At 53.9% G+C, this 22,807-nt stretch carries 18 protein-coding genes and 2 tRNA genes; 12 read left to right on the top strand and 8 right to left on the bottom strand.

What is annotated here, in order from left to right; translation table 11 throughout:
• Positions 1–82 precede the first annotated feature (82 nt).
• Together JMV15_RS18200 and JMV15_RS18195 are read left to right on the top strand one after the other, a co-directional pair.
• On the top strand, positions 83–1,231 hold the full coding sequence (locus JMV15_RS18200) for a TDT family transporter (RefSeq protein WP_038449620.1): 1,149 nt from the start codon (positions 83–85) through the stop codon (positions 1,229–1,231).
• A 59-nt stretch (positions 1,232–1,290) separates the two neighbouring features.
• Positions 1,291–3,165: an MFS transporter gene (locus tag JMV15_RS18195; RefSeq protein WP_014717785.1), complete on the top strand. Its 1,875-nt coding sequence runs from the start codon at positions 1,291–1,293 to the stop codon at positions 3,163–3,165.
• A gap of 204 nt (positions 3,166–3,369) precedes the next feature.
• Here the strand turns inward: JMV15_RS18195 and JMV15_RS18190 are convergent, their stop codons facing one another.
• A complete protein-coding gene (locus JMV15_RS18190; RefSeq protein ID WP_166406340.1) occupies positions 3,370–3,816 on the bottom strand; it encodes a hypothetical protein in 447 nt (148 codons plus the stop codon).
• Between the two features lie 39 nt (positions 3,817–3,855).
• On the opposite strand from JMV15_RS18190, the gene JMV15_RS18185 reads away from it, so the two are divergent.
• Entirely contained in the window at positions 3,856–5,355 is a 1,500-nt protein-coding gene (locus JMV15_RS18185; RefSeq protein ID WP_038449622.1) for a M91 family zinc metallopeptidase, read from the top strand.
• A 40-nt stretch (positions 5,356–5,395) separates the two neighbouring features.
• Here JMV15_RS18185 and sugE read toward each other — a convergent pair whose 3' ends face one another.
• Positions 5,396–5,710: a quaternary ammonium compound efflux SMR transporter SugE gene (gene sugE / locus JMV15_RS18180; protein ID WP_003190128.1), complete on the bottom strand. Its 315-nt coding sequence runs from the start codon at positions 5,708–5,710 to the stop codon at positions 5,396–5,398.
• A gap of 335 nt (positions 5,711–6,045) precedes the next feature.
• Between sugE and JMV15_RS18175 the strand changes: the two genes are divergently transcribed.
• Positions 6,046–7,773, top strand: coding sequence for a M91 family zinc metallopeptidase (locus tag JMV15_RS18175; protein ID WP_014717788.1), 1,728 nt, complete (start codon positions 6,046–6,048; stop codon positions 7,771–7,773).
• Between the two features lie 141 nt (positions 7,774–7,914).
• Here JMV15_RS18175 and JMV15_RS18170 read toward each other — a convergent pair whose 3' ends face one another.
• Positions 7,915–8,871: a bile acid:sodium symporter family protein gene (locus JMV15_RS18170; protein ID WP_020301079.1), complete on the bottom strand. Its 957-nt coding sequence runs from the start codon at positions 8,869–8,871 to the stop codon at positions 7,915–7,917.
• A 166-nt stretch (positions 8,872–9,037) separates the two neighbouring features.
• On the bottom strand, positions 9,038–9,958 hold the full coding sequence (gene rdgC, locus JMV15_RS18165; protein WP_020301078.1) for a recombination-associated protein RdgC: 921 nt from the start codon (positions 9,956–9,958) through the stop codon (positions 9,038–9,040).
• 159 nt (positions 9,959–10,117) lie between these two features.
• Here rdgC and JMV15_RS18160 point away from each other — a divergent pair.
• The 6 genes from JMV15_RS18160 to JMV15_RS18135 all read left to right on the top strand — a co-directional run bounded on the left by JMV15_RS18160 (position 10,118) and on the right by JMV15_RS18135 (position 16,606).
• Positions 10,118–10,193 (top strand) — tRNA-Val (locus tag JMV15_RS18160).
• A gap of 19 nt (positions 10,194–10,212) precedes the next feature.
• A tRNA-Asp gene (locus JMV15_RS18155) sits at positions 10,213–10,289 on the top strand.
• A 233-nt stretch (positions 10,290–10,522) separates the two neighbouring features.
• Entirely contained in the window at positions 10,523–11,851 is a 1,329-nt protein-coding gene (locus tag JMV15_RS18150; protein ID WP_042558340.1) for a tyrosine-type recombinase/integrase, read from the top strand.
• A 509-nt stretch (positions 11,852–12,360) separates the two neighbouring features.
• Positions 12,361–12,816: a hypothetical protein gene (locus JMV15_RS18145; RefSeq protein ID WP_042561996.1), complete on the top strand. Its 456-nt coding sequence runs from the start codon at positions 12,361–12,363 to the stop codon at positions 12,814–12,816.
• A 47-nt stretch (positions 12,817–12,863) separates the two neighbouring features.
• Positions 12,864–15,929 (top strand): HsdM family class I SAM-dependent methyltransferase, encoded by a 3,066-nt coding sequence (locus JMV15_RS18140; RefSeq protein ID WP_042558341.1) that lies wholly within the window; start codon positions 12,864–12,866, stop codon positions 15,927–15,929.
• A gap of 2 nt (positions 15,930–15,931) precedes the next feature.
• Complete coding sequence (locus JMV15_RS18135; protein ID WP_131672193.1) at positions 15,932–16,606, top strand: hypothetical protein; 675 nt, start codon at positions 15,932–15,934, stop codon at positions 16,604–16,606.
• A gap of 107 nt (positions 16,607–16,713) precedes the next feature.
• Here the strand turns inward: JMV15_RS18135 and mobH are convergent, their stop codons facing one another.
• Positions 16,714–18,453, bottom strand: coding sequence for a MobH family relaxase (gene mobH, locus JMV15_RS18130; protein ID WP_042558342.1), 1,740 nt, complete (start codon positions 18,451–18,453; stop codon positions 16,714–16,716).
• Positions 18,454–18,674: 221 nt separating this feature from the next.
• Between mobH and JMV15_RS18125 the strand changes: the two genes are divergently transcribed.
• Complete coding sequence (locus JMV15_RS18125) at positions 18,675–18,872, top strand: DUF7740 domain-containing protein (RefSeq protein ID WP_007901093.1); 198 nt, start codon at positions 18,675–18,677, stop codon at positions 18,870–18,872.
• A gap of 129 nt (positions 18,873–19,001) precedes the next feature.
• On the opposite strand, the gene JMV15_RS18120 is transcribed toward JMV15_RS18125, so the two are convergent.
• A complete protein-coding gene (locus JMV15_RS18120) occupies positions 19,002–19,961 on the bottom strand; it encodes an ArdC family protein (protein ID WP_042558343.1) in 960 nt (319 codons plus the stop codon).
• 130 nt (positions 19,962–20,091) lie between these two features.
• Positions 20,092–20,421 carry a hypothetical protein gene (locus tag JMV15_RS18115; protein WP_042558344.1) on the bottom strand — a complete coding sequence of 110 codons (330 nt, stop codon included), beginning with the start codon at positions 20,419–20,421 and terminating at the stop codon, positions 20,092–20,094.
• A 455-nt stretch (positions 20,422–20,876) separates the two neighbouring features.
• On the opposite strand from JMV15_RS18115, the gene JMV15_RS18110 reads away from it, so the two are divergent.
• Positions 20,877–21,242 carry a DUF3742 family protein gene (locus JMV15_RS18110; protein ID WP_080896003.1) on the top strand — a complete coding sequence of 122 codons (366 nt, stop codon included), beginning with the start codon at positions 20,877–20,879 and terminating at the stop codon, positions 21,240–21,242.
• Positions 21,243–21,250: 8 nt separating this feature from the next.
• Here JMV15_RS18110 and JMV15_RS18105 read toward each other — a convergent pair whose 3' ends face one another.
• On the bottom strand, positions 21,251–22,807 hold the full coding sequence (locus JMV15_RS18105) for a conjugal transfer protein TraG N-terminal domain-containing protein (protein WP_042558345.1): 1,557 nt from the start codon (positions 22,805–22,807) through the stop codon (positions 21,251–21,253).

Genomic DNA, 22,807 nt, shown 5'->3' with positions numbered 1-22,807 from the left:
AGTTAGAGATATTACCCGTTATATAGATATTCGATCAGGTTCTATCATGGCCCCAACCTCAAATGAGGAAGAGGATTAACCCATGACCTGCTCGACCACTCACCGCTACAAACCCTTCAGTCACTTGGCCCGTCCCCGGGAAGTGATTCGCCAGTTCACCCCGAACTGGTTTGCCGCGACCATGGGCACCGGTGTGCTGGCGCTGGCCTTGGCCCAGCTGCCAGTCAGCCTGCCAGGCCTGCATGCCGTCGCCGAGGGCCTGTGGCTGTTCACCATTGGCCTGTTTGTGCTGTTCAGCGTGCTGTATGCCGCCCGCTGGGTGATGTTTTTCCACGAGGCGCGGCGCATCTTCGGGCACTCAACGGTCTCGATGTTTTTCGGCACCATCCCCATGGGGCTGGCGACCATTCTCAACGGCTTGCTGCTGTTCGGCCTGCCGCGCTGGGGCGGTGATGTGATCCCGTTGGCCGAAGCCTTGTGGTGGCTGGACGTGGCCATGTCCCTGGCCTGCGGCGTGCTGATCCCGTTCATGATGTTCACCCGCCAGGAGCACAGCATCGACCAGATGACCGCCGTCTGGCTGTTGCCCGTGGTGGCGGCCGAAGTGGCAGCGGCCAGCGGTGGCTTGCTCGCGCCGCACTTGGCCGATGCCCATTCGCAACTGGTGATGTTGGTGACCAGCTACGTGCTGTGGGCGTTTTCCCTGCCGGTAGCGTTCAGCATTCTGACCATCCTGATGCTGCGCATGGCCTTGCATAAGTTGCCTCACGCCAATATGGCAGCGTCGAGCTGGTTGGCCCTGGGCCCGATCGGTACCGGTGCCTTGGGCATGTTGCTGCTCGGTACGGATGCCCCTGGGATCTTCGCCGCCAATGGCCTGGCCAGTGTCGGTGAAATGGCCCACGGCCTGGGCCTGATTGCGGGCATTACCCTGTGGGGCTTCGGTTTGTGGTGGATGTTGATTGCGGTGTTGATCACCCTGCGTTACCTGCGCGCCGGTATCCCGTTCAACCTGGGCTGGTGGGGTTTTACCTTCCCATTGGGGGTTTACGCCTTGGCCACGCTTAAATTGGCGAGCCTGTTACAGCTGGCGTTTTTCAGCGTGTTTGGCAGTGTGCTGGTGGTTGCGCTGGCGCTGATGTGGCTGATCGTGGCCAAGCGCACCGTGCAGGGCGCTTATAAAGGCGAGCTTTTTGTTTCGCCTTGTATTGCCGGGCTAGCGAATAAGTAAGCAGGATTAGGTAAAGTCGTGGCCTGATAAATAAAGGCCACGCAGGAACACGGACGACGATGAGCCATCCTTCCCAATTTACCTTGCTGCGCACGCGGCGCTTCTTGCCGTTTTTCATTACCCAGTTGCTGGGCGCGTTCAACGACAACATCTTCAAGCAGTCGCTGATTCTGGCCATCCTTTACAAGCTCACCATCGAGGGTGACCGCTCCATCTGGGTCAACCTGTGTGCTTTGTTGTTTATCCTGCCGTTCTTCCTGTTCTCGGCGTTGGCCGGGCAGTTTGGCGAGAAATTCAACAAGGACGCGTTGATCCGCGCGATCAAGATCGGCGAGATCGTGATCATGGCGGTGGGCGCGACGGGTTTTCTGACCAATCATCTTGAACTGATGCTGCTGGCGCTGTTTGCCATGGGCACTCACTCGGCGCTGTTCGGCCCGGTGAAGTACTCGATCATGCCCCAGGCCTTGCACGACGATGAGTTGGTGGGCGGCAACGGCCTGGTGGAGATGGGCACGTTCCTGGCAATTTTGGCGGGCACCATCGGTGCCGGGATCATGATGTCTTCCACCCATTACGCGCCGGTGGTGGCGGTGGCGATTGTGGCCGTGGCGGTGCTGGGCTACCTGGCCAGCCGCAGCATCCCGCGCGCAGCGGCGTCGACACCGCAGCTGCGCCTGGACTGGAATATCTTCACTCAGTCGTGGGCGACGTTGCGCATGGGCCTGGGGCAGACGCCGGCGGTGTCGCGCTCGATTGTCGGCAACTCATGGTTCTGGTTTGTCGGCGCGATCTACCTCACGCAAATCCCGGCCTATGCCAAGGAATGGCTGTACGGCGACGAAACCGTGGTGACCTTGATCCTCACGGTGTTCTCGGTGGGCATCGCCCTGGGCTCGATGCTGTGCGAAAAACTCTCCGGGCGTAAGGTGGAAATCGGCCTGGTGCCGTTTGGCTCATTTGGCCTGACCGTGTTCGGCCTGCTGCTGTGGTGGCACTCCGGCGGCTTCCCGCAGAACGTGCAAGCCAACGATTGGCTCGCGGTGCTCAGCTACGGCCAGGCGTGGTGGGTGCTGTTCGATATCCTCGGCCTGGGTGTGTTCGGCGGCTTTTACATCGTGCCGCTGTATGCGCTGATCCAGTCGCGTACCGCCGAGAACGAACGGGCTCGGGTGATCGCGGCCAACAACATTCTCAATGCACTGTTCATGGTGGTCTCGGCCATCGTGTCCATCCTGCTGTTGAGCGTGGCCAAGCTGTCGATCCCCGAGTTGTTCCTGGTGGTGTCGCTGCTCAACATCGCGGTTAACACTTACATCTTCAAAATCGTCCCCGAGTTCACCATGCGCTTCATGATCTGGCTGCTCAGCCATTCCATGTACCGCGTGGAGCATCGCAACCTGCAAGCCATCCCGGATGAAGGCGCGGCGTTGCTGGTATGTAACCATGTGTCGTTTGTCGATGCGCTGTTGATTGGCGGTGCAGTACGTCGGCCGATTCGCTTTGTCATGTACTACAAGATCTACCGCTTGCCGGTGCTCAATTTTATCTTCCGCACCGCTGGTGCGATTCCGATTGCGGGGCGCCATGAAGACATTCAGATCTACGAACAGGCGTTCGCGCGCATTGCCCAGTACCTCAAGGATGGCGAGTTGGTGTGCATCTTCCCGGAAGGCAAGCTGACAGCCGATGGCGAGATGAATGAGTTTCGTGGCGGGGTGACACGCATCCTGGAGGAGACGCCGGTGCCGGTGATCCCCATGGCGTTGCAGGGGTTGTGGGGGAGTTTCTTCAGCCGCGATCCGAACAAGGGCTTTTTCCATCGGATCTGGTCGCGGGTGGTGTTGGTGGCGGGTGAGCCGGTGGAAAGTGAGACGGTGACACCGAATGCTTTGCACGCATTGGTTGGAAAATTACGCGGAAGTTTAAGGTAGTTTTTCGTCGGTAATGGAGGCTCATCAACGATCCGGATTGTGCGCTGGTCTGGTGCTTGATGAGTATCTTCTGCACAGGCGTCGGTAAATTTCCACTCGGTTTCAGGAACGTTTTCGGTCCGTAGCACCACCTAACCGTCGTAATCCCAAATGCATGTTCGGAGGTTAGTGATGGAAACGTCGCCTGTTGCACCATCGACTGCTTCACGCTCCAGCGAAGATGAAAAAAACGACGCAGGCTATCGACAGGCGGCTGACCCTGCAGCGCAGGGTGCTCAGGCTGCTCCGAACACGGCCAGTGTGCCCTTTATGTACAGCAATGAGCATGATGCTTCCCGGGTAGAGACCAGCTCTGCCCGGGTGGGGCCGGTGACCTATGGTGGCGATAACGAGCTTCAGAGGCAGCCAAGGCAATCCGATGCGTCGCAGGAATGAAAATGCGCTGCTGGCGGAATTCGGTTTGCCGATACGGCCTAGGTATTTCGAATAGTCATCAGTACCATTGCGCATGATCTGCAAGCTCAGGGCCTGTTGTAATGCTTCAAGTAAGGCCCTGAGAAATGTGAGTGTTGCTGTCGGAAAATTCTCGAAACTTACTGCATAGGGTAAAAAGTCATTCAGCTGACGGAACGGTTTCGTCAGGCCCGCCACATAGTCATCGCAGCTAATTAATGCTAAGGATGACTTTCTATGAATATGCCTGTTGGTTCTCCGTCTCTTCACCACTCTCCAGCCCAAGGGACCGTTACGGGCCAGCTAAATTATTTGACGGGTATTGATAAATCTCAAAGTAAATCTGGCGTGACGTCGGCACCCGTGAAGATCATTCCAAATATGCCTTTCAGTGAGGATGGAATACAGATAGAGCTGAATGTTAGAGGTGGCAAAGGATTTTTCGGGCCACCAAAAGAAGAGAATTTGGTCATCACGACGGGAAATGCAGCCGATAAAGTCCATATAAAAAAATCTAACGATGGAGGGCTGATTGCTGACATTAACGGCAAGTCCTATGAGATTCCACTTTATCAGGATGAAAGAAGTCGTCAAAAGATTGAAATCCACACCAATGGCGGAGACGATGACGTGTCTGTTGCCGATGATCTTGAGCTGCCGGTGAGCGTCAAGCTGGGCGATGGTAATGACAGATTCAAAGCCGGCGGGGGCAGGACCAATGTATATGGCGGCGCAGGTAACGATACGCTGACGCTGGGCGCAGGGGTTGCTTATGCCGAAGGTGATGACGGTGATGACTCCATTACTGCAGGCCTAGGTTACAGCGTCATGTATGGGGGTAACGGCAACGACAAACTACGTGGCGGGAGCGGCGGCAGTTACATGGATGGGGGGCGCGGAAATGATCTATTAGAGGGCGGCTCCGGACATAACGTCATGCACGGTGGCAGGGATGATGATGTTCTCATTGGTGGGAAGGGGCGTAACATCTTTTACAGCGGTAGAGGGCTTGACACGATCAACTCAGTATCGGATGTCGATTCTATCTATGCGAAAGACGGCGACGGTATCAAGCGAACGTTCGGTTCGCAGTTCAAGATAGTGTCTCCAACAGAAGTCGGGAGTAAGGCCTTTAATGTCGAGGGGACTGAGGAATTCAAGCAGCGTTTTAACGACGACCTTGAATTTTTGCAAAGTTCTCCAACGGGACAGAAAATGTTGGGTGCATTGGATAACACGCCTGAGCGAATCAAGGTTGTGCAACAGCCCGAAGGGGAGGGCGCTTTTTATAACTATGGGCGTAAAGGGGTCGACGCGGGTGACCCTCGTCAAGAACCACCGAATGATTGGGCTCATGGTTATATCAATGACGGTATCCCGGGCGCTCCGGCAGATGACGCAACGATTCTATTCGACCCTTCATTTGTGGTGGAAGAGCATAAGCGGCCGCCCATTATTCCGCTGTTTCACGAGATGGGGCATGCCTATAACGGTGTCAATGGCACCGCATTGGCTGGTGAAACTTTTGTAGGGGCTGATCAAGCTGATCCTGACCGGCCGCAATTTGAGTCAAACAGGGAGCGGCAGGCAGTAGGCCAGCCGACTAATGCGCGACCTTTCGACTTCGACAACGATCCTTCAACGCCACCTACGAATACAAACCCGGCATGGGCCACTGAGAATGGCCTTGCTGACGAGCTGGGAACTTCGTTGCGTGAGCGGTACTTTGCTCGCTGATTAAAGGAAGTCGCTCCCAATGCCGGGAGCGACCAATGACTCAGGCGCTGATCTTGAGGCCTATCAACCCACAAATAATCAACGCCACACTTGCCAACCGAAACAACGCCATGGACTCCCCAAACAGGATAATCCCGGCGATTACGGTGCCCACGGCGCCCACGCCGGTCCAGATGGCATAGGCGGTGCCCAGCGGCAACTCCTTCATGGCCAGCCCCAGCAACCCCAAGCTGACAGCCATGGCAGCAATCGTCAGGGCGGTTGGCAGTGGCTTGCTGAAACCGTCGGTGTACTTCAGGCCGACGGCCCAGCCCACTTCAAACAACCCGGCAAAAAACAGAATGATCCAGGACATGATGACCTCGCTTCTATCAAAGTGGGGTCGTCCCCGGGTAAGCGCTTGATAGCGTCGCGAGGTCGTCCTCGCGTAGCTCGCTAGAGTGCCGAAATTAAATCAGGTGATCAAGTTTACGGCGCGGCTTCCAGCGCACGGCTGTTTTGTGCTCGCTCATGCGACGTCAATGGCTGCCCATTTTTAAATCGAGGGGGTTGGGAGAAATCGCCGGTGTGCAGGTTGAGTTCTATGTTTTAGCGCAGGAGTCAGGAAGTTTTCGCCCAATGGCAAGGAACGGCCTCCACCCGTAACACCACATAAGGTTCGTAAGCCCGAGTGTTAATTGGAGGTACACAATGGAAACTTCTTCTGTTGCAGCATCACCCGGTTCACGATCTTACGAAAATGAAAATAACAACGAAAGTCATCGCCAGGCGGCTGATCCTGCCAGGCAGGAAGCACGCGCTGCTCCAAACACGGCGAATGTGCAGCTGATGTTTAACAACGCAAATGATGCTCCCCCGGTAGAGTTCAATTCTTCCCGGGCGGGACCGATTACCTATGGTGAAAACACCAGCGGCGATAATGAGTCTCAGCGGCAGGCGAGGCAAGCTGCTGCGCCGCAGGGCGAACCGTACTACCGGTCTGGTCCTAGTCGAGAGGAAGTCAAGGCTGCTGCCCGTGGTCAGCAAGGACAAATAAATTTTGCCGGGCAAGAGCCTGCTCGCATCAGTACTAACCGTTATAAAGATGACAATGTCACCATTGAGCGCGGCTCCGCCAATGACGCTGATGACCCTTCAAAGCAAAGTGAGCATGTTCTGTTATCTACCGGTGATGGCGACGACAGAGTCCATGTTGAAAGAGGCAGAGATGGAGGGCTTGTTGCACACGTTAATGGACAGTCGTACCACCTGCCTTTCCAAAATAACTCTGCTGATCAACAGCGTCTTTACATTGATACCGGGGGTGGGCGCGATGGCGTCAGTCTCGACTATGGAGGGCGTGAGCAAACCTTTGTCAATCTCGGCGCGGGTAACGATATCTTTTATGGCGGGGCAGGCCGGACGAATGTATTTGGTGGAGACGGTTCTGACATCATCAACCTGGGCAGCGGTGATAGCTATGCAGAGGGAAATGATGGCAATGACTTCATCACCGGCGGTACTGGCAATACGGTGATATATGGTGGCAAGGGGAGTGATGAGCTGCGTGCGGGCGGTGGTCCGGATGCAAAAATCAGCTACTTGGACGGAGGACAGGGTAACGATTTAATTTATGGCGGCAGAGGGCGCAATATATTGCATGGCGGGGGCGGTGACGACATCATTAATGGTGGTGACCGCAATGTTATATACACGGGACGAGGGCAGGACACCGTCACGACTTATAACCCATCCGATATCGTATATGGGCAACGCGGGGTGGATAATTTTAATGGTGTGCGTTCACCTGCAAGCGTTCGTCATTTAGGCGCTTCGAGTAACGGTAGCAGCATCAAGATCAAGGGGAGCGAAGACTTCATCCAAAACATGGAAGACAACCTGGAGTTTCTGCGCAGCTCACCCACAGGGCAGGGGATGCTGGCAGAAATCGATTCCCTTGCCGCGCCGATAACCCTTCGAGAGGGATTGGATGGAAGCTCATACCATCACCGCGATCCAGATAGCCCTCCCTCGCCTCAAGACGCCAATCGTCTCGAAAATGACCCCGCGTACGGCTTTATATCAAACGGTGTCCGAGGGGCGCCTGCGACTAATCCCGTGCTGATTCATGAGCGAAGTTTCATCACTCCCGGACACGGGCGCCCCCCTGCCGTGATTCTCTACCATGAGCTTAGTCATGCGGTCAACGGCGGTCAGGGTACCTTTCTACCGGGCTATACGTTTGTAGGCCATCCTGATCCGAATTTTGCCTGGGAGAGAAACCTGGAACGCCAGGCCGTTGGACTTCCTACCAGTCATCAGCCTTTTCAGTTCCTCGGTCGTAACTTTTCGGCCTCCACCTACAACCCGTGGCCGTATAACGAAAACGCTCTGCTGGCGGAGTTGAATTTGCCTCTACGTCAAAGATACTTCGACTAAGGCATTAATACATCGCTCAGCGGTGTTGAAGCATAGGTGCAAGCAAGGCCCTGCACTTGCTTGCGCCACGTTCGTTATAGGTAGGGCAATCGCTTGGTGCGTCGCGAGGTCATCCCCGCGAAGTTCTCTGGAGAGCTGAAATTACGCGGCGTCTGATGCGCGGCGGTCTTCCTTCTCGCTCATGCGACGGAAGTAGGTAGAAAGCAATGCGCCGGAAATATTGTGCCAGACGCTGAACAACGCGCTGGGTACTGCCGCCAGCGGCGAAAAGTGTGCACTGGCCAGCGCGGCACCCAGCCCGGAGTTCTGCATACCGACTTCCAGCGCCAACGACTTGCGTTGCGCCAAGGGCAACTTGAACAGGCGCCCGGTGAAGTAGCCCAGCAGGTAACCGAAGCTGTTGTGCAGCATCACCACGGCCATGATCAGCAGGCCCGACTCGGCAATCTTGCCTTGGCTTGCGGCAACCACGGCCGCGACGATGATCACAATGCTGACCACCGACACCAGTGGCAGCACGTCCACCGCATGCCTTACCCGATCACCGAGCAAGCGCTGCGCAACCACGCCCAGTACGATGGGTAGCAGCACCACTTGCAGGATAGACCAGAACAGCTCCATGAACGACACCGGCAGCCAGGCCGAGGCCAGCAGCCAGATCAATGCCGGTGTGAGCAGCGGAGCGAGGAGGGTGGTGACCGCGGCAATCGCCACCGATAACGCCAGGTCACCCCGGGCCAGCCAGGTCATGACGTTGGACGACGTGCCACTTGGGCAACAACCGACCAGGATCACGCCAACGGCAATTTCCGCCGGCAAATGGAACGCCTGGCACAGCAACCATGCCACGCCCGGCATGATCACGAAATGCGCGACCACGCCCAACGCCACGCGCCAGGGGTGGCGAGCGACTTCGGCGAAGTCTTCCAGTTTCAAGGTCAACCCCATGCCGAACATCACCAGGCCCAGCAGTGGGACGATGGCGCTTTTCAGGCCGATGAACCAGCTGGGTTGGAGAAAGGCGACAACGGCAAAGATCAACACCCAGTAGGCAAAGGTGTTGCCGACGAAGCGGCTCAAGGCGGCGAGTGCGCGCATGGGGATGTCCTTTTTTATTCGATTTCTGAGTTGTCGATGCAATCAAATGTGGGAGCTGGCTTGCCTGCGATAGCGGTGTATGAGTCGGCACTACTCTGGCTGACACTCCGCTATCGCAGGCAAGCCAGCTCCCACACTGACCGTGCCCACATTGGATCGGTGTTGCTTAGATGCCCTGTGGTGTCTCTTCGCCGCCCAGTGCCTCAACCAACGCTGGCAGGAAATCGCCGAAAGTCAGCATCATCAAGGTAAAGCTGGCATCCAGTTGGCCCAGGGCTTCATCGCCGCCGTCCTGTTCCGCCTGGTCTTGCAGCAGGTCTTCGAACTTCAGACGCTTGACGGTCATCTTGTCGTCGAGCATGAAAGACAACTTGTCCTGCCACGCCAGGGACAGTTGGGTCACGACCTTGCCGGTGGTCAGGTGCAGTTGGATCTCTTCGCTGGTCAGGTCTTGGCGCTTGCAGCGCACGATGCCGCCGTCTTCGTGGGTGTCGCGCAGTTCGCATTCGTCGAGGACGAAGAAGTCATCGGCCGGTTTCTGGGTGGTGACCCAGTCGGTCATGATGGCAGTTGGTGCAGTCTTCACCGTCAGCGGACGGACGGGCAGGGTGCCGATCACCTCGCGCAAGGTCGACAGCAGGTCTTCGGCGCGCTTTGGGCTGGCCGAATTGACAAGGATCAGGCCCTGTTTCGGCGCGATCGCAGCAAAGGTCGACGAGCGACGAATAAAGGCACGCGGCAGGAAGGCCTGGATGATTTCATCCTTTATCTGGTCGCGCTCCTTCTTGTAGACCTTGCGCATCTGCTCGGCTTCGATCTCTTCGACTTTCTCTTTAAGTGCATCACGCACCACGCTGCCCGGCAGGATGCGTTCTTCCTTGCGGGCGGCGATCAGCAGGAAATCTCCACTGACGTGAACCAGGGGAGCATCTTCACCTTTACCGAAAGGTGCGACGAAACCGTAAGTGGTCAACTCCTGGCTTGCACAAGGGCGCGCCAGCTTGGTGGCCATGGCCGCTTCCAACGCCTCGGCATCAACAGGCAGATCTTGGGTCAGGCGATAGATAAGCAGGTTCTTGAACCACATGGGGTGAGTCTCTCCTCTATACAAAGGGGGGCATTATTCTCTTGATCACGCCGCAGGCCAACCCTGCCTAAGCCATTGGAAGGGCTGAAAAAAAAGATTTAAGAAAGTGCTTGCCAGACTTAGGGTCGCTCCGTAGAATGCGCGCCACACCGAAACGAAGGGTGATTAGCTCAGCTGGGAGAGCATCTGCCTTACAAGCAGAGGGTCGGCGGTTCGATCCCGTCATCACCCACCATTCGCTTCAAGTGTTACGCGCAGCGGTAGTTCAGTCGGTTAGAATACCGGCCTGTCACGCCGGGGGTCGCGGGTTCGAGTCCCGTCCGCTGCGCCATATTTGCTTCCACTAAGGCCCACTGAACGCCTGGAAGCTACGGAAATAGCGGCCTTGAGCCGCTTTTTTCGTTTTCTGAATTCCACTGGAATCCATCTCCAGCCACGGTTTTTAAGTACACATTTAAGTACACCGCTGGCACAGCCTTTTACGATTCCTTACGCATCAATTTTCGTATTGGTCCGTCTACCGCTGGGTTGTATTCCCCTCCTTGATGCAAAAGGAGGTGTCTGATGGCTCTGACAGATACAGCGATCAAGCAAGCCAAGCCCGCCAGCAAGCCTTATACGTTAACTGATGGGGATGGCTTATCTCTGCAAGTGCCCACGACGGGTTCGAAGCGCTGGCATTTCCGTTTCTATTGGCATGACAAGCAATTGCGTATTTCCCTTGGCATCTATCCCGACGTCAGTCTCAAGGAGGCTCGCCAGCGGAGAGAGGCTGCACGTGCGCTGGTGGCCAACAATATCGATCCCCGCTCACATCGTCGCGCCGAGCGCCAAAAAGCCTCTCACGCCGCCAACAACACGTTTGAAGCGGTTGCTGGTCGCTGGCATGAGTTCCGAAGTAAAAAGCTGACGAAAAGTAAGAAGGGCAGTGCAGGGCAAGCGAGCAAATACCTGAAGAAGGACATGCTGCCGTGTTTGGGCGATCTTCCGATCTCAGATATTTCTCGTGGTGACGTGCTGGAGCTCATTAGGCGAATTGAGCGCAGAGGGGCGCTGGTCTCTGCTCGGAAGGTGCGCACCTGGCTCAACCAGATCTTCCGTTTTGCCATGGCGGAAGGGCTCGTTGATGTGAACCCAGCAGCAGATCTTGATATCGTTGCCGAGACGCCGCGGCCAGTTCGCCATAATCCCTTCCTCCAGGTAAATGAACTTCCAGGACTGCTCAGGACCGTAACCCACTATGGGTGTGCAGAAGCGACACGGCTTGGTATTCGTCTATTGCTGTTGACAGGGGTACGTACAGGAGAGCTACGGGCGGCGACGCCAGACCAATTCGACCTCGACAAGGGGATCTGGCTGGTGCCGCCGGAGGGTGTCAAGCAACTCCGGAGTCGTGTTCGAACCCAGGGGAATGAGATCCCACCTTATGTGGTTCCGCTGTCTACCCAAGCAATTGCAATTGTGCAGCGGCTGATGCAGTTAAGGGCGCGCGGTGCGCGGTATCTGCTGGTTCACCGATACGAACCGCAGGAAATGATCAGTGAAAATACCCTTAACACCGCGATTAGCCGTATGGGTTACAAAGGAAGGCTCACCGGTCATGGCATCAGGGCTACCATCTCCACGGCGCTTAACGAGGTTGGCTTTGTAGAAGAGTGGATTGAGGCGCAGCTTTCACACGCTGATACCAACCAAATTCGGGCTGCATACAATCATGCAGAATACGTCGAGCCGAGACGTAGGATGATGCAATATTGGGCGGATTTATTAGATGCCCTAGAGGTCGGCTTTGCTCCACCTAGGCCAGAAGCATACATGGCGCAGAGCGGTCGACGTTCAATGGATTTTCTGAACGCGCAGCAGGAGTCTGCCGGTGATGGTATGGGGTGCTAGGGGTAGAGTGTTCGAATCACTCCGTCCCGACCATATTTTTCAATGACTTAGCCCAATCTGCGAAGGTTGGGCTTTTTCATGTCTGAAAAATTACTCCCGCATTTACTCCCACAAATTTTTTTGGTCATTTTTTGTGATGCATATTGTACGTGGACTCAGGTAGGCAGCGTCAACGAGGTGTGTGTGGAGGGAAGTTGCGCGCGTGCTGGGAGACACCAACATCGATCCTTTATCCCGCCCCTGGGAGTTGAAACCTGGTTTTTGGTATGCGGGTGCACTCCGGATGATGACTGGCCTTCAATTGGAGGTTGCGTCTGGGATAGCCCATCGGGTTGCCGAGTACACAGCGCAGGATTGCAGGTGGGGGGCTGGAGTGGCTGTTGAATAGTGCTTAGCGTATCTAGGTCAGCAGACTGTTTCTTGCCTTGTCTACGAGGTAAGCATAGATAACAGTAATTTAAGTGGGTATGATGCCCGCTTGGATGTATGGCGGAGCGAAGGGGCAACTGATGCGACTCATCAAGGCGGCTGCAGTTCAAGCGCTCACAGGGCTGACATCAGACCAGCTGAGGGAGTGGACATCTCGTCGACACCTTATCGTGCCCGATGAGAAGCCGTCTGGACCAGGTTCTCGCGCATTGTATTCATGGCAGACAGTGCTTTTGCTTCGACTGGCAGTTGTGTTGAGAGAAAAGTTCCATGTTGAGCTGACATCTCAGAAAAATTTGTTTCTGGGACTGGCGCAAAAGCTCAAAAATCATTCCTTCCCCGCTTTATATGACTCGGTGCTTGTGATTAAGCCTGGCGGTGAATTTACACTGTATCAGTATCGAGAATATTCAAGTTTTAACGGTGATGCATTAGTAATTAATATGAATCCACATTTAGAAATCCTTTCATCTGAGTTTGAGCCTTCAGATGAGTCGCACCAATTTCATCTTTTTCCAGCCATTGCAGTTAAGTAGATACGACATGAGTGGGATATTGCTATTTTGGTCTATGGACAACAATCATGCTGCTTGAGCAATGGCTTAGCGATCTAGCCTATATAAAGTTCCCGCACGAGCTGTACCGGGCCGGCGACAGTATTGGAACTAGGCCCTACGCATCTGAAATTGAGGAAATGCTGGAGATTGGCGGAGGAATTTCCGCGTCTGCAGTCTTCTGTGTAGGGGAAGTACCTACAGTTTGCTTTATAGACTCCCAAACATTACAGCTGCCGCGTCAGAAAAGAGTCGAGCAAATATGTCAGCGGGTCTGGAATCAGAACTTAGCATCGGTGGTTCTTGTTCTTGATCCTGATGGGTTGGTGGCGTATTCGGTAAACGATAGAGAAGCTGAGCCCGAGGTTCTATCACGTGAGGCTGTTGTTGCCCAAGGGTATTGGTCGGCCTACGAAGTGCAGTCTGGATTTATTAAGGATCGCCTCTCGCATTGGTTTTTGCCGGAGGAAAGGGTAGATCAACGTTTGCTTGCTAATTTAAGACAAGTTGTCAAGCAGTTGGCAAAAGAAGGACTTGGTAGTAGTCAAGCAGAAGCATTAATGGCTCAAGTCATTTTCTTATGTTACCTCGAACAAAGAGGTATTGTTGGTGAGGGATATCGTGCAACTCATAATCTTGAAAGGTTAGAAGATTATGTGGCTAAGTCAGATGGTGAGGGTGTTGACAGTCTGTTACGCCAACTAAAATTTGATTTCAATGGTGACTTTCTCAGCTCTAGAGATGGTGGCGCCCCAGATTGGGTTGTGCTCAATGAGCAATGTTTCAGATGTATAAAGCGCTTCTTAGAGGCTGTAGATTTTGAAACTGGGCAGGGGGCGTTCTGGCAGTATGATTTTAGTCATATTCCAGTTGAGCTTATTTCAGGTATATATGAGACGCTGTTGAAAGATCGACAGGGAGCGCTAGGAGCTTATTATACTCCTCGGCACTTGGCTAGCCTAGTTACTGAGCAAGCATTTGAGAGCTTTGATAATCCGGCTGGTTGCACCGTATATGACGGAGCATGTGGTTCTGGTATTCTTCTAACAAGTGCATTTAGGAAGATGCTCAGGCATGCGGAAGTAAGTGGAGGGAGACGACTTACATTTTCAGAACGCGTAGCTCTGATGGAATCAAATCTTTTCGGAAACGACATAGATGAAACGGCTTGCTGGATAACTGCGTTCAGTTTATACCTTTCTCTACTTGAAGGCTTAGATTCTGAAGAGGTAATGCGCCTTCAGACAGATAATAGCTTAAAACTTCCTCGTCTAGTTGGCTCTGGTCTAAATATTCAAAAAGGAGAGCTGTACGGAGATTTTTTCTCGGAAGATAATCCATTTTCAGGTAAGCGTAAGTTTGATATTCTTTTATCTAATCCGCCTTGGCGTGAGTCTGATAATAGTGAAAAGCCAGTCTGGGAGGAGTGGTGTCGTAAACATGTACCTCCTTACCCAGTTGGGCGTCGTCAAATTGCAGCTGGATACGCTTTTAAAGCCACGAGTTGCGTTAAAGTAAATAGTGTTATTGTTTTGATCATGCCTTTAAATCTTGTAATTGGTGCTAGTGATCAATCAGGTGATTTTAGACGGCGTTGGCTAGAAGATGTAAGAATCGAAAGGATAATAAACTTTGCTGATGTGAGGCGGCTACTTTTTCCGGCAGCTAAACATCCATGCGCTGTCGTCCGGGCTCGGCCGAGAAGCTTTGAAGACGAAATCATCTCACTTGGAAGTGAGTACGTCGAGTATTGGGCCCCTAAGACCGATGTAACACTGGCGTTGGGGCGGCTGGCATTACACGAGGCCGATAAAAAGATAATTTCAGCCAAAGAAATATATCAAGATAACTACTTGCTTATTTCAAGTTATTGGGGGGAAAAGCGCGATCAAAAATTACTTCGACGGCTTCAGCGTTTTGGGAGTGTCAAAGAAACTATGGAGTCACGTGAAAGTCCTTGGCTTTCTGGAAAAGGATTTCATGCTGCCAATCACAGTAATCGAGATCGCGAACTAGGTGTGCTAGCTGATCTCTCGTTGATGCCGGCAGATAGATTGCCTAGAGTCTATCCAATAGTTTCTGCTGATGCGCAACTTGCTCGGCTTGCAGATTTTTATCCTATAGTTGCAAGTCCTGGTGGAAAAAATGCGAAGCTTTACTCGGGGCCTAGAGTAATATTTCCAGATGGCTTGTCTGAATCTTATGTTATTAGGGCGATCTATTCAGAAGTCCCCTTTGCTTTTACCTCATCTATTGGGGCAATAGGCGGGGCATCAGTTGATGCTAATCTTCTTAAGTTTCTTATGATTTATCTTAGATCTCCGATAGCGACGTATATGTTGATAATGACAGGTTACTCGGTGATCGGTGAGCGTCCTCGTGTTGCGATTGATGATGTTGAGCGTTTTCCATTTTGCTCGCCGGAGGCGCACAAAAAACCAGAGCTTGCAAAGGAAATAATATTTAAGTCCTGTCAGCTGCTGGATAAGATTTCGGCGGAGTCTGAGTTGCATCGTGAATCAGCATATGATGCAGTAAAAGTTCAGCTTGATAATTTGGTTTTTGATTATTTCATGCTTGCTGAGGCTGAGCGTGTACTAATAACCGACACTGTCGACGTTATTGCTTCTTCAATTCAACCTTCAAACTATCAAGGTCTTACGACCCCTTTGCTTGATAGACCGTCGAACGATGAGATTGATCGTTATTTAACTGTTTTTAAAACAGAGCTTGCGCTTTGGCGCAGTCGTAGCAGAGGCGCGGGAGAGCTGACAGTGGAAGCTGTTATAGATGGAGCTAAGGGCTTTTTTGGGGCAGTTAGAGTTTCTGTTGGGGAGTCCAGCACCGGTGGGCTTAATGTTGCCGATTCTGCTTATCAACGACTGATCGGTGATCTCTATGCAGGGCTAGAAGCTAACCATTCGGTAGAGTCCGAGGGCAAATTATTCAATGTCCCCAATATTTTGGTTGCTGCAGGAGAAGCATTTTACTTTGTAAAGCCGTTAAGGCGTCGGTTTTGGCTTGCTAGAACCGCTCTTGCTGATGCTGACTTGATTGTTCAGACAGTTCAGGCCGCAGCTTGGGGGCGCAATTAGTTATGAGTTCCTCAATCTCAGCAGCTTGGTTTCGCCTATTTCCTGGGCCGAAGATACCTGATGTCCTCGTTTATATGAGTGATACTTGGTCTTCTCTATTGCAAACCTCGCCATCAGCAATTTCATTTGAGAAAGATGAGCCGACGTTAACTGATAATCTATGCGAGGCCCTAAGCGACGAAGACCGTCGTTTCGATTGGGGAATGGATTGTGACTTCCAGGCTGAAACTTGGGAGTTGCGCCGCGCCGCCAATGGTGATGTCTCTCGAATCGCCAGGGCAGATATTCGCGTAATTTTAGGCGCTCCAGGTACTCCGCACTTAGTTCTTGAATTCAAAAAACTAGATGGTTCAGCAAGTAGTAAATGGAAATATTGCTTTGACGGTTTGAATCGTTTTATTGACGGAAAATATGCTGTCGGTCATGAATATGGAATTATGTGCGCTTTTAGTCCATTGGATTTGATAAAGGAGGCAGGTGATTTGGCCCGATATATTGCTAGCGCCGATTATCCAAAAAGGCTGAATTGCATTCCAGCTCCCAACGGGGATGTAGCTGTTTCCCCTTCTATGATGGGAGGGCAGGTACATTTTGATACCAGTCATTTTAGAATAACGCAGAATCCGTCTCTTCCTATAGTTATTCTACATACGTTGCTCCCTTGCCCAGTTGTTTAGATTTTATGTGCTGAGCGAAAGTGTTGTTGCTGGTTGGTGGCGTTTCACTAATGCATAAATATATGTTTAAAGTTGTATATATTTGTTGGGCAGAAGGAGGATTGTTGTTAGTGACCCGTGGAGGCAATATCGTCGATTTTTAGAAAGGGGTTATCTGGGGGAGTCAGTTCAAAAAATAGCTTTGGTTCCTCAATCACATACCCCTTCAGAGTGGTTCTCTTCCTAGGGCCCTGCACTTGGCATGCCCAGATGTTCAGGCCGTTGTCTCGCTTCCTGTGGACCTTCAGATTCTCGAACTGCTTCTGTACCCAACGCCATTCTTCAATCTCTTGATCGACCCTCTTGGCTATGCCAGGAAACTCCTGGACATAACGTTGGAAGAGACCAGGAGTTACCAGAAATACAGTACCACTCACCGTGTGGATTTTGGCCTTGCTGTCATTGATGATCAGCTTATGGCTGAGGATCCCTTCCTTGACCCAATTCAGGAATGTCTGACCAGGGTTGTCCGATGAAGGATTTGAGATTTCGAGGGTGCCTGCTGACGATACATTGCTGACCTCAGACTCTTCCAGCTCGAACATATCCAACAACGTGCCGAGATAGTCGGCATTTTCCATCGTCATTGGATCGGGCTGCGATGGGCTTTGACGCGATCCTGCACTGACGGTCTCCGGCGCTGCTGGTGATGCCGGAGCGTCAGTCGGGTGGTCATCGACTGCCACGCTCACCGTTCCGCTAAAAGTTTCGGGGCGGTCTTCGCTCCCCCAAATCAACGCCGGTTGAAGGCGAAGAAATGTAAAGGTCTGCTCCCAGCTTCCCTGTGCGACAAGCGCGGTCCAGATGGCTTTGCCTTCTGGGGTGGACTCAACCAACCCATGTGACTGGAGTTCGTCGAACACCGCGAGGTTGGAGGAGGGAATGCCTTCTATCGCTTGCGACAGCAGATAAGCTCGCAGCTTGTCGGTGACCGTCTTGCTGACCAGCCACAGCGCGTCCTGAGTCAACCAACCCGCGGCCCCCGGCTGATTAAGTTTCAGCTCGTGCTGAACCAGATGACGTAGTCCGCTGATCAAGTGATGTTGCAGCGAATGAATCGGTGCTTGCAGCGCCTTGCTCGGGTTACCACCGATGTTCTGTGCGGTGGAAACACGGTCGGCCTGCATCACCAACTCACCGAGCACGCCGGCACGTTCGTACTGGCCCGCCAGGACATACAGCAGACTGGCCCACAGTGGCGGAAATCCACTGAGCCAATCGAGGATTGGGCGGTCGAGAATTTGGGTGTAGAGCAAGCCTGCGGCGGCGCCGTGCAGGTGGTAGTCACGACCCTTGATGTAACGAAAACGGTAGGGCTGATCCAGGGAGCCCTGCCAAGGATGCCAAACACGGCCATCCTGGCGTTCGACCAGCAGGTCCACGGCGATCTTGCCGATGTCATGCAGCAGGGCGCCATAGGCGATGCCAGCCGACCAGGCATCGGTCTGGGCGGCTTGGTCTTCGGGCGCGGCGCCGGTGGGAAGTAGATACGACTGACGCAGTTTCAAACTGCAAGCTACCAGCTCCAGGCCATGGTCAAGCATGCCACCGAGATACGCATGGTGGTGCGTCTCGCTGGCCGGGAGTTGCTGGACCTGCTCGGCGTAGCGATGAATCGGATTTAAATAAAGCTGGATGAACTGCGCGTGGGAGAGGGCGGTGTACTGCCAGATGCGATCGAGCAACTGGCGGCGGTGCTCCGCGGCTAACAAGCTGTGGGCCGACTCGATGGGCAGGTAACCTTCGGTGGCGCTCTGTGTCGGTGGCGGAGGGGGCTTCTGACTTTTGTGGCGAAACAGACTGAGCATCGTGACCTCCGGGAAGTGGCTGGGTCAGTGGCCTTTTAGCCTTTTCGGATAGCGCTCTTACCCTTGAGTGCCCATTCCCTTCCAACCCTTACCCGTCCTTTTTGGCTCGTGTCCCTTTGTGCGGCAATCGGAATATGGATTCTCCTAGGCATCATTTTTTGGGGCTAGTACGGAAAAGAAAAGAATCGATACACTGCGGTGCATATTTTTTAGGTCTTGCCATGAACCTCACTGACGCCACGCTTGTGCTGCTGCTCGCGGCACGTATCCATGGGACCGACGAAGCCGTCCGGGCCTCGGCGAAGAGCGTGGTCAAGAAGTTGCCGCGCAGTAAACGTGATCTGATCTACAAGGTAATCGATAGCCGAAGTCCGCTCGAGCTGGTGGATTTTCTGGCGCAGAACCTGGATGCGGAATGACAGGCTGCGAGTGTGTGCCCATCCCTGACTCTTTGCATTAGAGCACCGCGGCATGGGATTTTTCTGGGCGCATCACAGGGCCCAACTCGCGTTGGGCCCTGTGATGCGATTGCAACGGTGAGTTAACGCTCAAACTCCATCGTTCATGCATCGTGAGTCATCCATTACCATCTGCTTCAGTTGCTGCTCCAGGTTGAGTACATACTCCGAGGCGCTTCGGGCCTGACCACTGGCGCGAAAGATCGCGCGTTTGTCAGCCTTGAGCAGGCCGAGCCAGGAGTCGATGTAGCCCTCGTGCCGTAGCTCTCCCTGTATACCGGCGTAGGCACATAAAAAAGCTGCGCCCATCTCGGCGATCAACTCCTCAAACGCGTAGCCTGGCGAGCCGAACGGACAGGCTGACGTCACGCCTTCGCGCTGCAACCGAGAGTGATGCCCGGTCCAGTGCGTCAGCTCATGAAGTGCCGTGGCGTAGTACCCGCTTTCATCGTGAAATTGTGCCTTTGTCGGCAGTTGGATGAGATCCCTGATCGGATGGTAAAAGGCTTCGTCGGCAGGCCGATGAACGATGCGTGCACCTGAACTTAAAAGCAGATTTTCCGCGGCGCTGTTGGGCTGGAAGGGATCACTCTGTTCCGTCTCGAGCAGGGTGCCATTGAGCATTTCGAGCCCTTCCGTTTGCTCGATGTTGAACAGAAAATGTGTCCTGAGAATGCCGAAGTGAGCGACCTTAGGCTGACCGTTTTCATCGAGTACGGGTTGGCCTGACTCAGTCTGTTCCTCGCGCTCCCTAGGCTTGTAGAGCACAGCCAGAGTGCTGTGTTCACCCTTACGGATGTGCCCACCGGCCTTTTTAGCTTGGTTGAAGGTCAGCCAACGATCTTGAGTGAACCCCTGCAATCTGGCCTCGGCCCAGAGCAGCGGTAAATTGATGCCCGAATACGGACGTCGCGTGATGGCATTGATGGGGTAGGGTTGATGGCCGATGTAAGCGGAGCCACTTGAGGACCAGGGTTTGATCCAGGGAGCAACGCCTTGGTCTAACGCGGTAACGATCTTGTCTGTCACGTCTTGGTAGATATCGCGCATGGCAATTTCCTCGAGAGAAAAATGGAGGAACGCCTTGCCCGCCGGGGGAGGGTTCCCCGGTGGGTGATGGGCTGGATTGATGCAGGCCTGCATACCATCCGAATGTGGAGGTGGGCGCCGCCCATTGCGCTTAGCGCTGGTGTTCTCCTGCAAGCGCTATCAGTAAGGCGCCAGGCTGACCCGGTTCTTGGAGTAGGCTGAGACTCAACTGCAGCAACGGGTCGTGGTCGAATTGATCGGTTGGTTCAATGTGGACTACCTCGAACAGCACATAGGGCTTTTGTGGATAGGCCAGGTGGGCTTCGAAGGCTGCGCGCAATACGTGGCTCAACCGATCGACCTGCAGCTTCTCAGCGTGATCGGATTGCTCGAGCATTACTGCGTGCTGCCACGCGCCAGGGGTGAACACGATGGGCAACCGGAGGGTGTTCAGTGTTTCCGGTGTAAGTGAGTCGGGCATGGTATGTCTCCGTTGAGAACGCGAAGAAACCTTTCCCGTGCGGAGAAAGATTTCCCCGCAGTGGGTTGAAGAAAATCAAGAGGGCTTACCTCACGGGCAGAGCTCGAAAGGCGCTCATAAGAGCAGTAGGCGTTCATTACCGTAGAAACGGTCATCGTGCGAGCCACCGAACGCTAATCGCACTTGGGGGGAACCACCATCGAAGTGACGTAGCCTTGAAGGTTCTGGCTACCTGGGAAAGTGCTGTCGATAACAGCGATCCGCACCTTGTATTTAGCCGGACGATTTATCTGGGTCAATCGCTGTAGAGACGATGTTTCGCAGAGCTTGTCTTCTGGCTTCCAATGAGGATTTTTCGGCCGGGGAAACTGATAAACGGTCAGGTATGGGCCGTTTTCAGTAGTAGCCTATTCCTCCAGGCTCAACCATGAAAACGCTCAGAAGAGGACGAGACCATGCCGACTCAGCAACCTGTTCAGAATTCACGTGCCCACCGCTGGGCGTATGCCTGTGGTCTGTCGGTGAAGCGTAGCTACCGTAGGTTGAAAACTTTTGAATCCCGCGTGGTTGAGCGTGCCGAGACCGCAGGTGTGCCCGCAGGTAAATTTCTTGTTCGCGGGAGTTTTCTGACTGCTAAGTTCGCTCTGTTCGGAGCATTTCTTTTTGTCAGCTTCTGGTTGTTTGTGCTGATGTGCACAATTGTCGTATTTGCAGCTGTCCCATTTCAGGGGTCAGACACTCCAGATAGTGACGATCTCGATGATCCAATGCATAGAACTTCTTGGCCTGAGCGTTACGATAAATGGGGTTCTCTGAAGTAGGCTCTTGGTTACTTTGAGCTCGATTTACCCGAAACAATTCTTGCACCGCTCATCAACTGAGAGGTCCCGTTAGAGCTCGCTGTCTGTGCTGCGTGGGTTCCCCTGCTGAGCATTCCTTCTACGCCTGAACCTACGCTATATCCGGCCCAACTCATTGCCCCGAGAAAAAGCATCGGTAGCACGATGAACATCGCCCCCATTACATACTCGATCACCTGCGCCGTGACGGTTCCATCCATGAGGCCTGATGTGGGCAGCGACAACAGCACCTGATTTGACGCTGACACTTGGTTGTACAACGTATCGAGCATGCTGGAGTCGACCCAGCGCGCCAGTTCCCACCAGAAGCTCAGCATGTGTAAGGTGAACATGGCAAACGTCACCGTCATGACGGTCTTCAGCTGGTAGGTACTGACCAGCAGGATCAGCGGCAAGCTGATGATGACGCCCATGATCAGGAATGCCTGCACCATCGGCAAGGCTGCGCGTAGTGCATTCATTGCCGGGAAGTTGCTGAAGGAACCGAGGGCCAACCCGGTATTGGTGGCCAGGTTATTGAGCCCCTGATTGATCGAACCGCCACGAGCGCTGGAGCCGTAGTCCTGATACACCTGTCCGGGCGACATGGACATCGATTGCTGGCGCGGACTAACCAGCTCGCGAAGGGTGGCATCTTCGATCTCGTTGCTCGAACGCCCAGTCAACCAACCTTTCAACTGAGTCAGCAACGAGGGATTAACCTGCTCGATCAAGCGTTCGCGTAGACCGACACCGCTGTCGCTCCACCACTGTTTACAGGTGGGGTAGCCCGCGCCATTCTCCAGCCGCGGTAAGGAAACATCGCGGTTGTCGTCATACGGCCAGCTGACTCTCGGTGTACGTGAGCGATCCGTATCGTAGTAGCCGGGTGTGTCGAGAAAAAAGCTTGACCCGATCCACGCTGCGTCGTGACTTTGTGCTTTGTCCAACTGCGGACGGTTGGTGAACAGCCGAGAACGGGAATAGCCGTAGCAGTCGCGGGTGAAGTCGGCGACTTCCTGCAGTAGGACCTGATTATCGATGCGCGAGCTGTCGATCTCCATGCGCATTTGTCGGATATCCGGTGCGCAAGGGATGGAGGCGGTGGCTGCCGCAGTCACGCCTTTGCTCAAAGCATGCACCAGAAACCACCAGATCGGCACATTGGCGGAGCGCCCGCCGATGGTATTGAAGGTCGTCCCCCAGGCGGTTTCTGCTGGTTTGGCCACACTTACGCCGCAGCGCTGACTCGCCGCATCATCGAACGCCATAGAGGCGAGACTCAACGGAAAGACAGGCGCGCAACCGAACAAGACGACGATGTAGGCCAGCCACAACCGGTTCTCGATCCGTGGCACCGAGAGCAGCCCCTTGTTGCCTTCGTCCGCGCCTTGCTGACGGGCAGATAACCATTCCTGCAAGATGATTGCACCAAAGGGCGCGGCGAACAGTCCTGTGTCGGACAGGACACTCCAGAGGCCGTTGTTGATGATCCAGGCCAGGAGAGAGAGGTAAAACTCCAAGTAACTGTTGGTGCTCATGAGCAT

It is taken from the genome of Pseudomonas paracarnis, from assembly GCF_904063055.1.
GTDB classification, from domain to species: domain Bacteria; phylum Pseudomonadota; class Gammaproteobacteria; order Pseudomonadales; family Pseudomonadaceae; genus Aquipseudomonas; species Aquipseudomonas paracarnis.
This window is presented reverse-complemented; position numbering and strand designations above follow the sequence as displayed.

Coding starts and splice junctions, on each gene's coding strand:
- JMV15_RS18120 (WP_042558343.1), bottom strand. CDS start 19,961: ATGCGCGATATCTACCAAGACGTGACAGACAAGATCGTTACCGCGTTA.
- JMV15_RS18195 (WP_014717785.1), top strand. CDS start 1,291: ATGAGCCATCCTTCCCAATTTACCTTGCTGCGCACGCGGCGCTTCTTG.
- JMV15_RS18170 (WP_020301079.1), bottom strand. CDS start 8,871: ATGCGCGCACTCGCCGCCTTGAGCCGCTTCGTCGGCAACACCTTTGCC.
- JMV15_RS18200 (WP_038449620.1), top strand. CDS start 83: ATGACCTGCTCGACCACTCACCGCTACAAACCCTTCAGTCACTTGGCC.
- JMV15_RS18105 (WP_042558345.1), bottom strand. CDS start 22,807: ATGCTCATGAGCACCAACAGTTACTTGGAGTTTTACCTCTCTCTCCTG.
- sugE (WP_003190128.1), bottom strand. CDS start 5,710: ATGTCCTGGATCATTCTGTTTTTTGCCGGGTTGTTTGAAGTGGGCTGG.
- JMV15_RS18135 (WP_131672193.1), top strand. CDS start 15,932: ATGAGTTCCTCAATCTCAGCAGCTTGGTTTCGCCTATTTCCTGGGCCG.
- rdgC (WP_020301078.1), bottom strand. CDS start 9,958: ATGTGGTTCAAGAACCTGCTTATCTATCGCCTGACCCAAGATCTGCCT.
- JMV15_RS18115 (WP_042558344.1), bottom strand. CDS start 20,421: ATGCCCGACTCACTTACACCGGAAACACTGAACACCCTCCGGTTGCCC.
- JMV15_RS18110 (WP_080896003.1), top strand. CDS start 20,877: ATGCCGACTCAGCAACCTGTTCAGAATTCACGTGCCCACCGCTGGGCG.
- JMV15_RS18175 (WP_014717788.1), top strand. CDS start 6,046: ATGGAAACTTCTTCTGTTGCAGCATCACCCGGTTCACGATCTTACGAA.
- JMV15_RS18140 (WP_042558341.1), top strand. CDS start 12,864: ATGCTGCTTGAGCAATGGCTTAGCGATCTAGCCTATATAAAGTTCCCG.
- JMV15_RS18150 (WP_042558340.1), top strand. CDS start 10,523: ATGGCTCTGACAGATACAGCGATCAAGCAAGCCAAGCCCGCCAGCAAG.
- JMV15_RS18125 (WP_007901093.1), top strand. CDS start 18,675: ATGAACCTCACTGACGCCACGCTTGTGCTGCTGCTCGCGGCACGTATC.
- JMV15_RS18185 (WP_038449622.1), top strand. CDS start 3,856: ATGAATATGCCTGTTGGTTCTCCGTCTCTTCACCACTCTCCAGCCCAA.
- JMV15_RS18145 (WP_042561996.1), top strand. CDS start 12,361: ATGCGACTCATCAAGGCGGCTGCAGTTCAAGCGCTCACAGGGCTGACA.
- mobH (WP_042558342.1), bottom strand. CDS start 18,453: ATGCTCAGTCTGTTTCGCCACAAAAGTCAGAAGCCCCCTCCGCCACCG.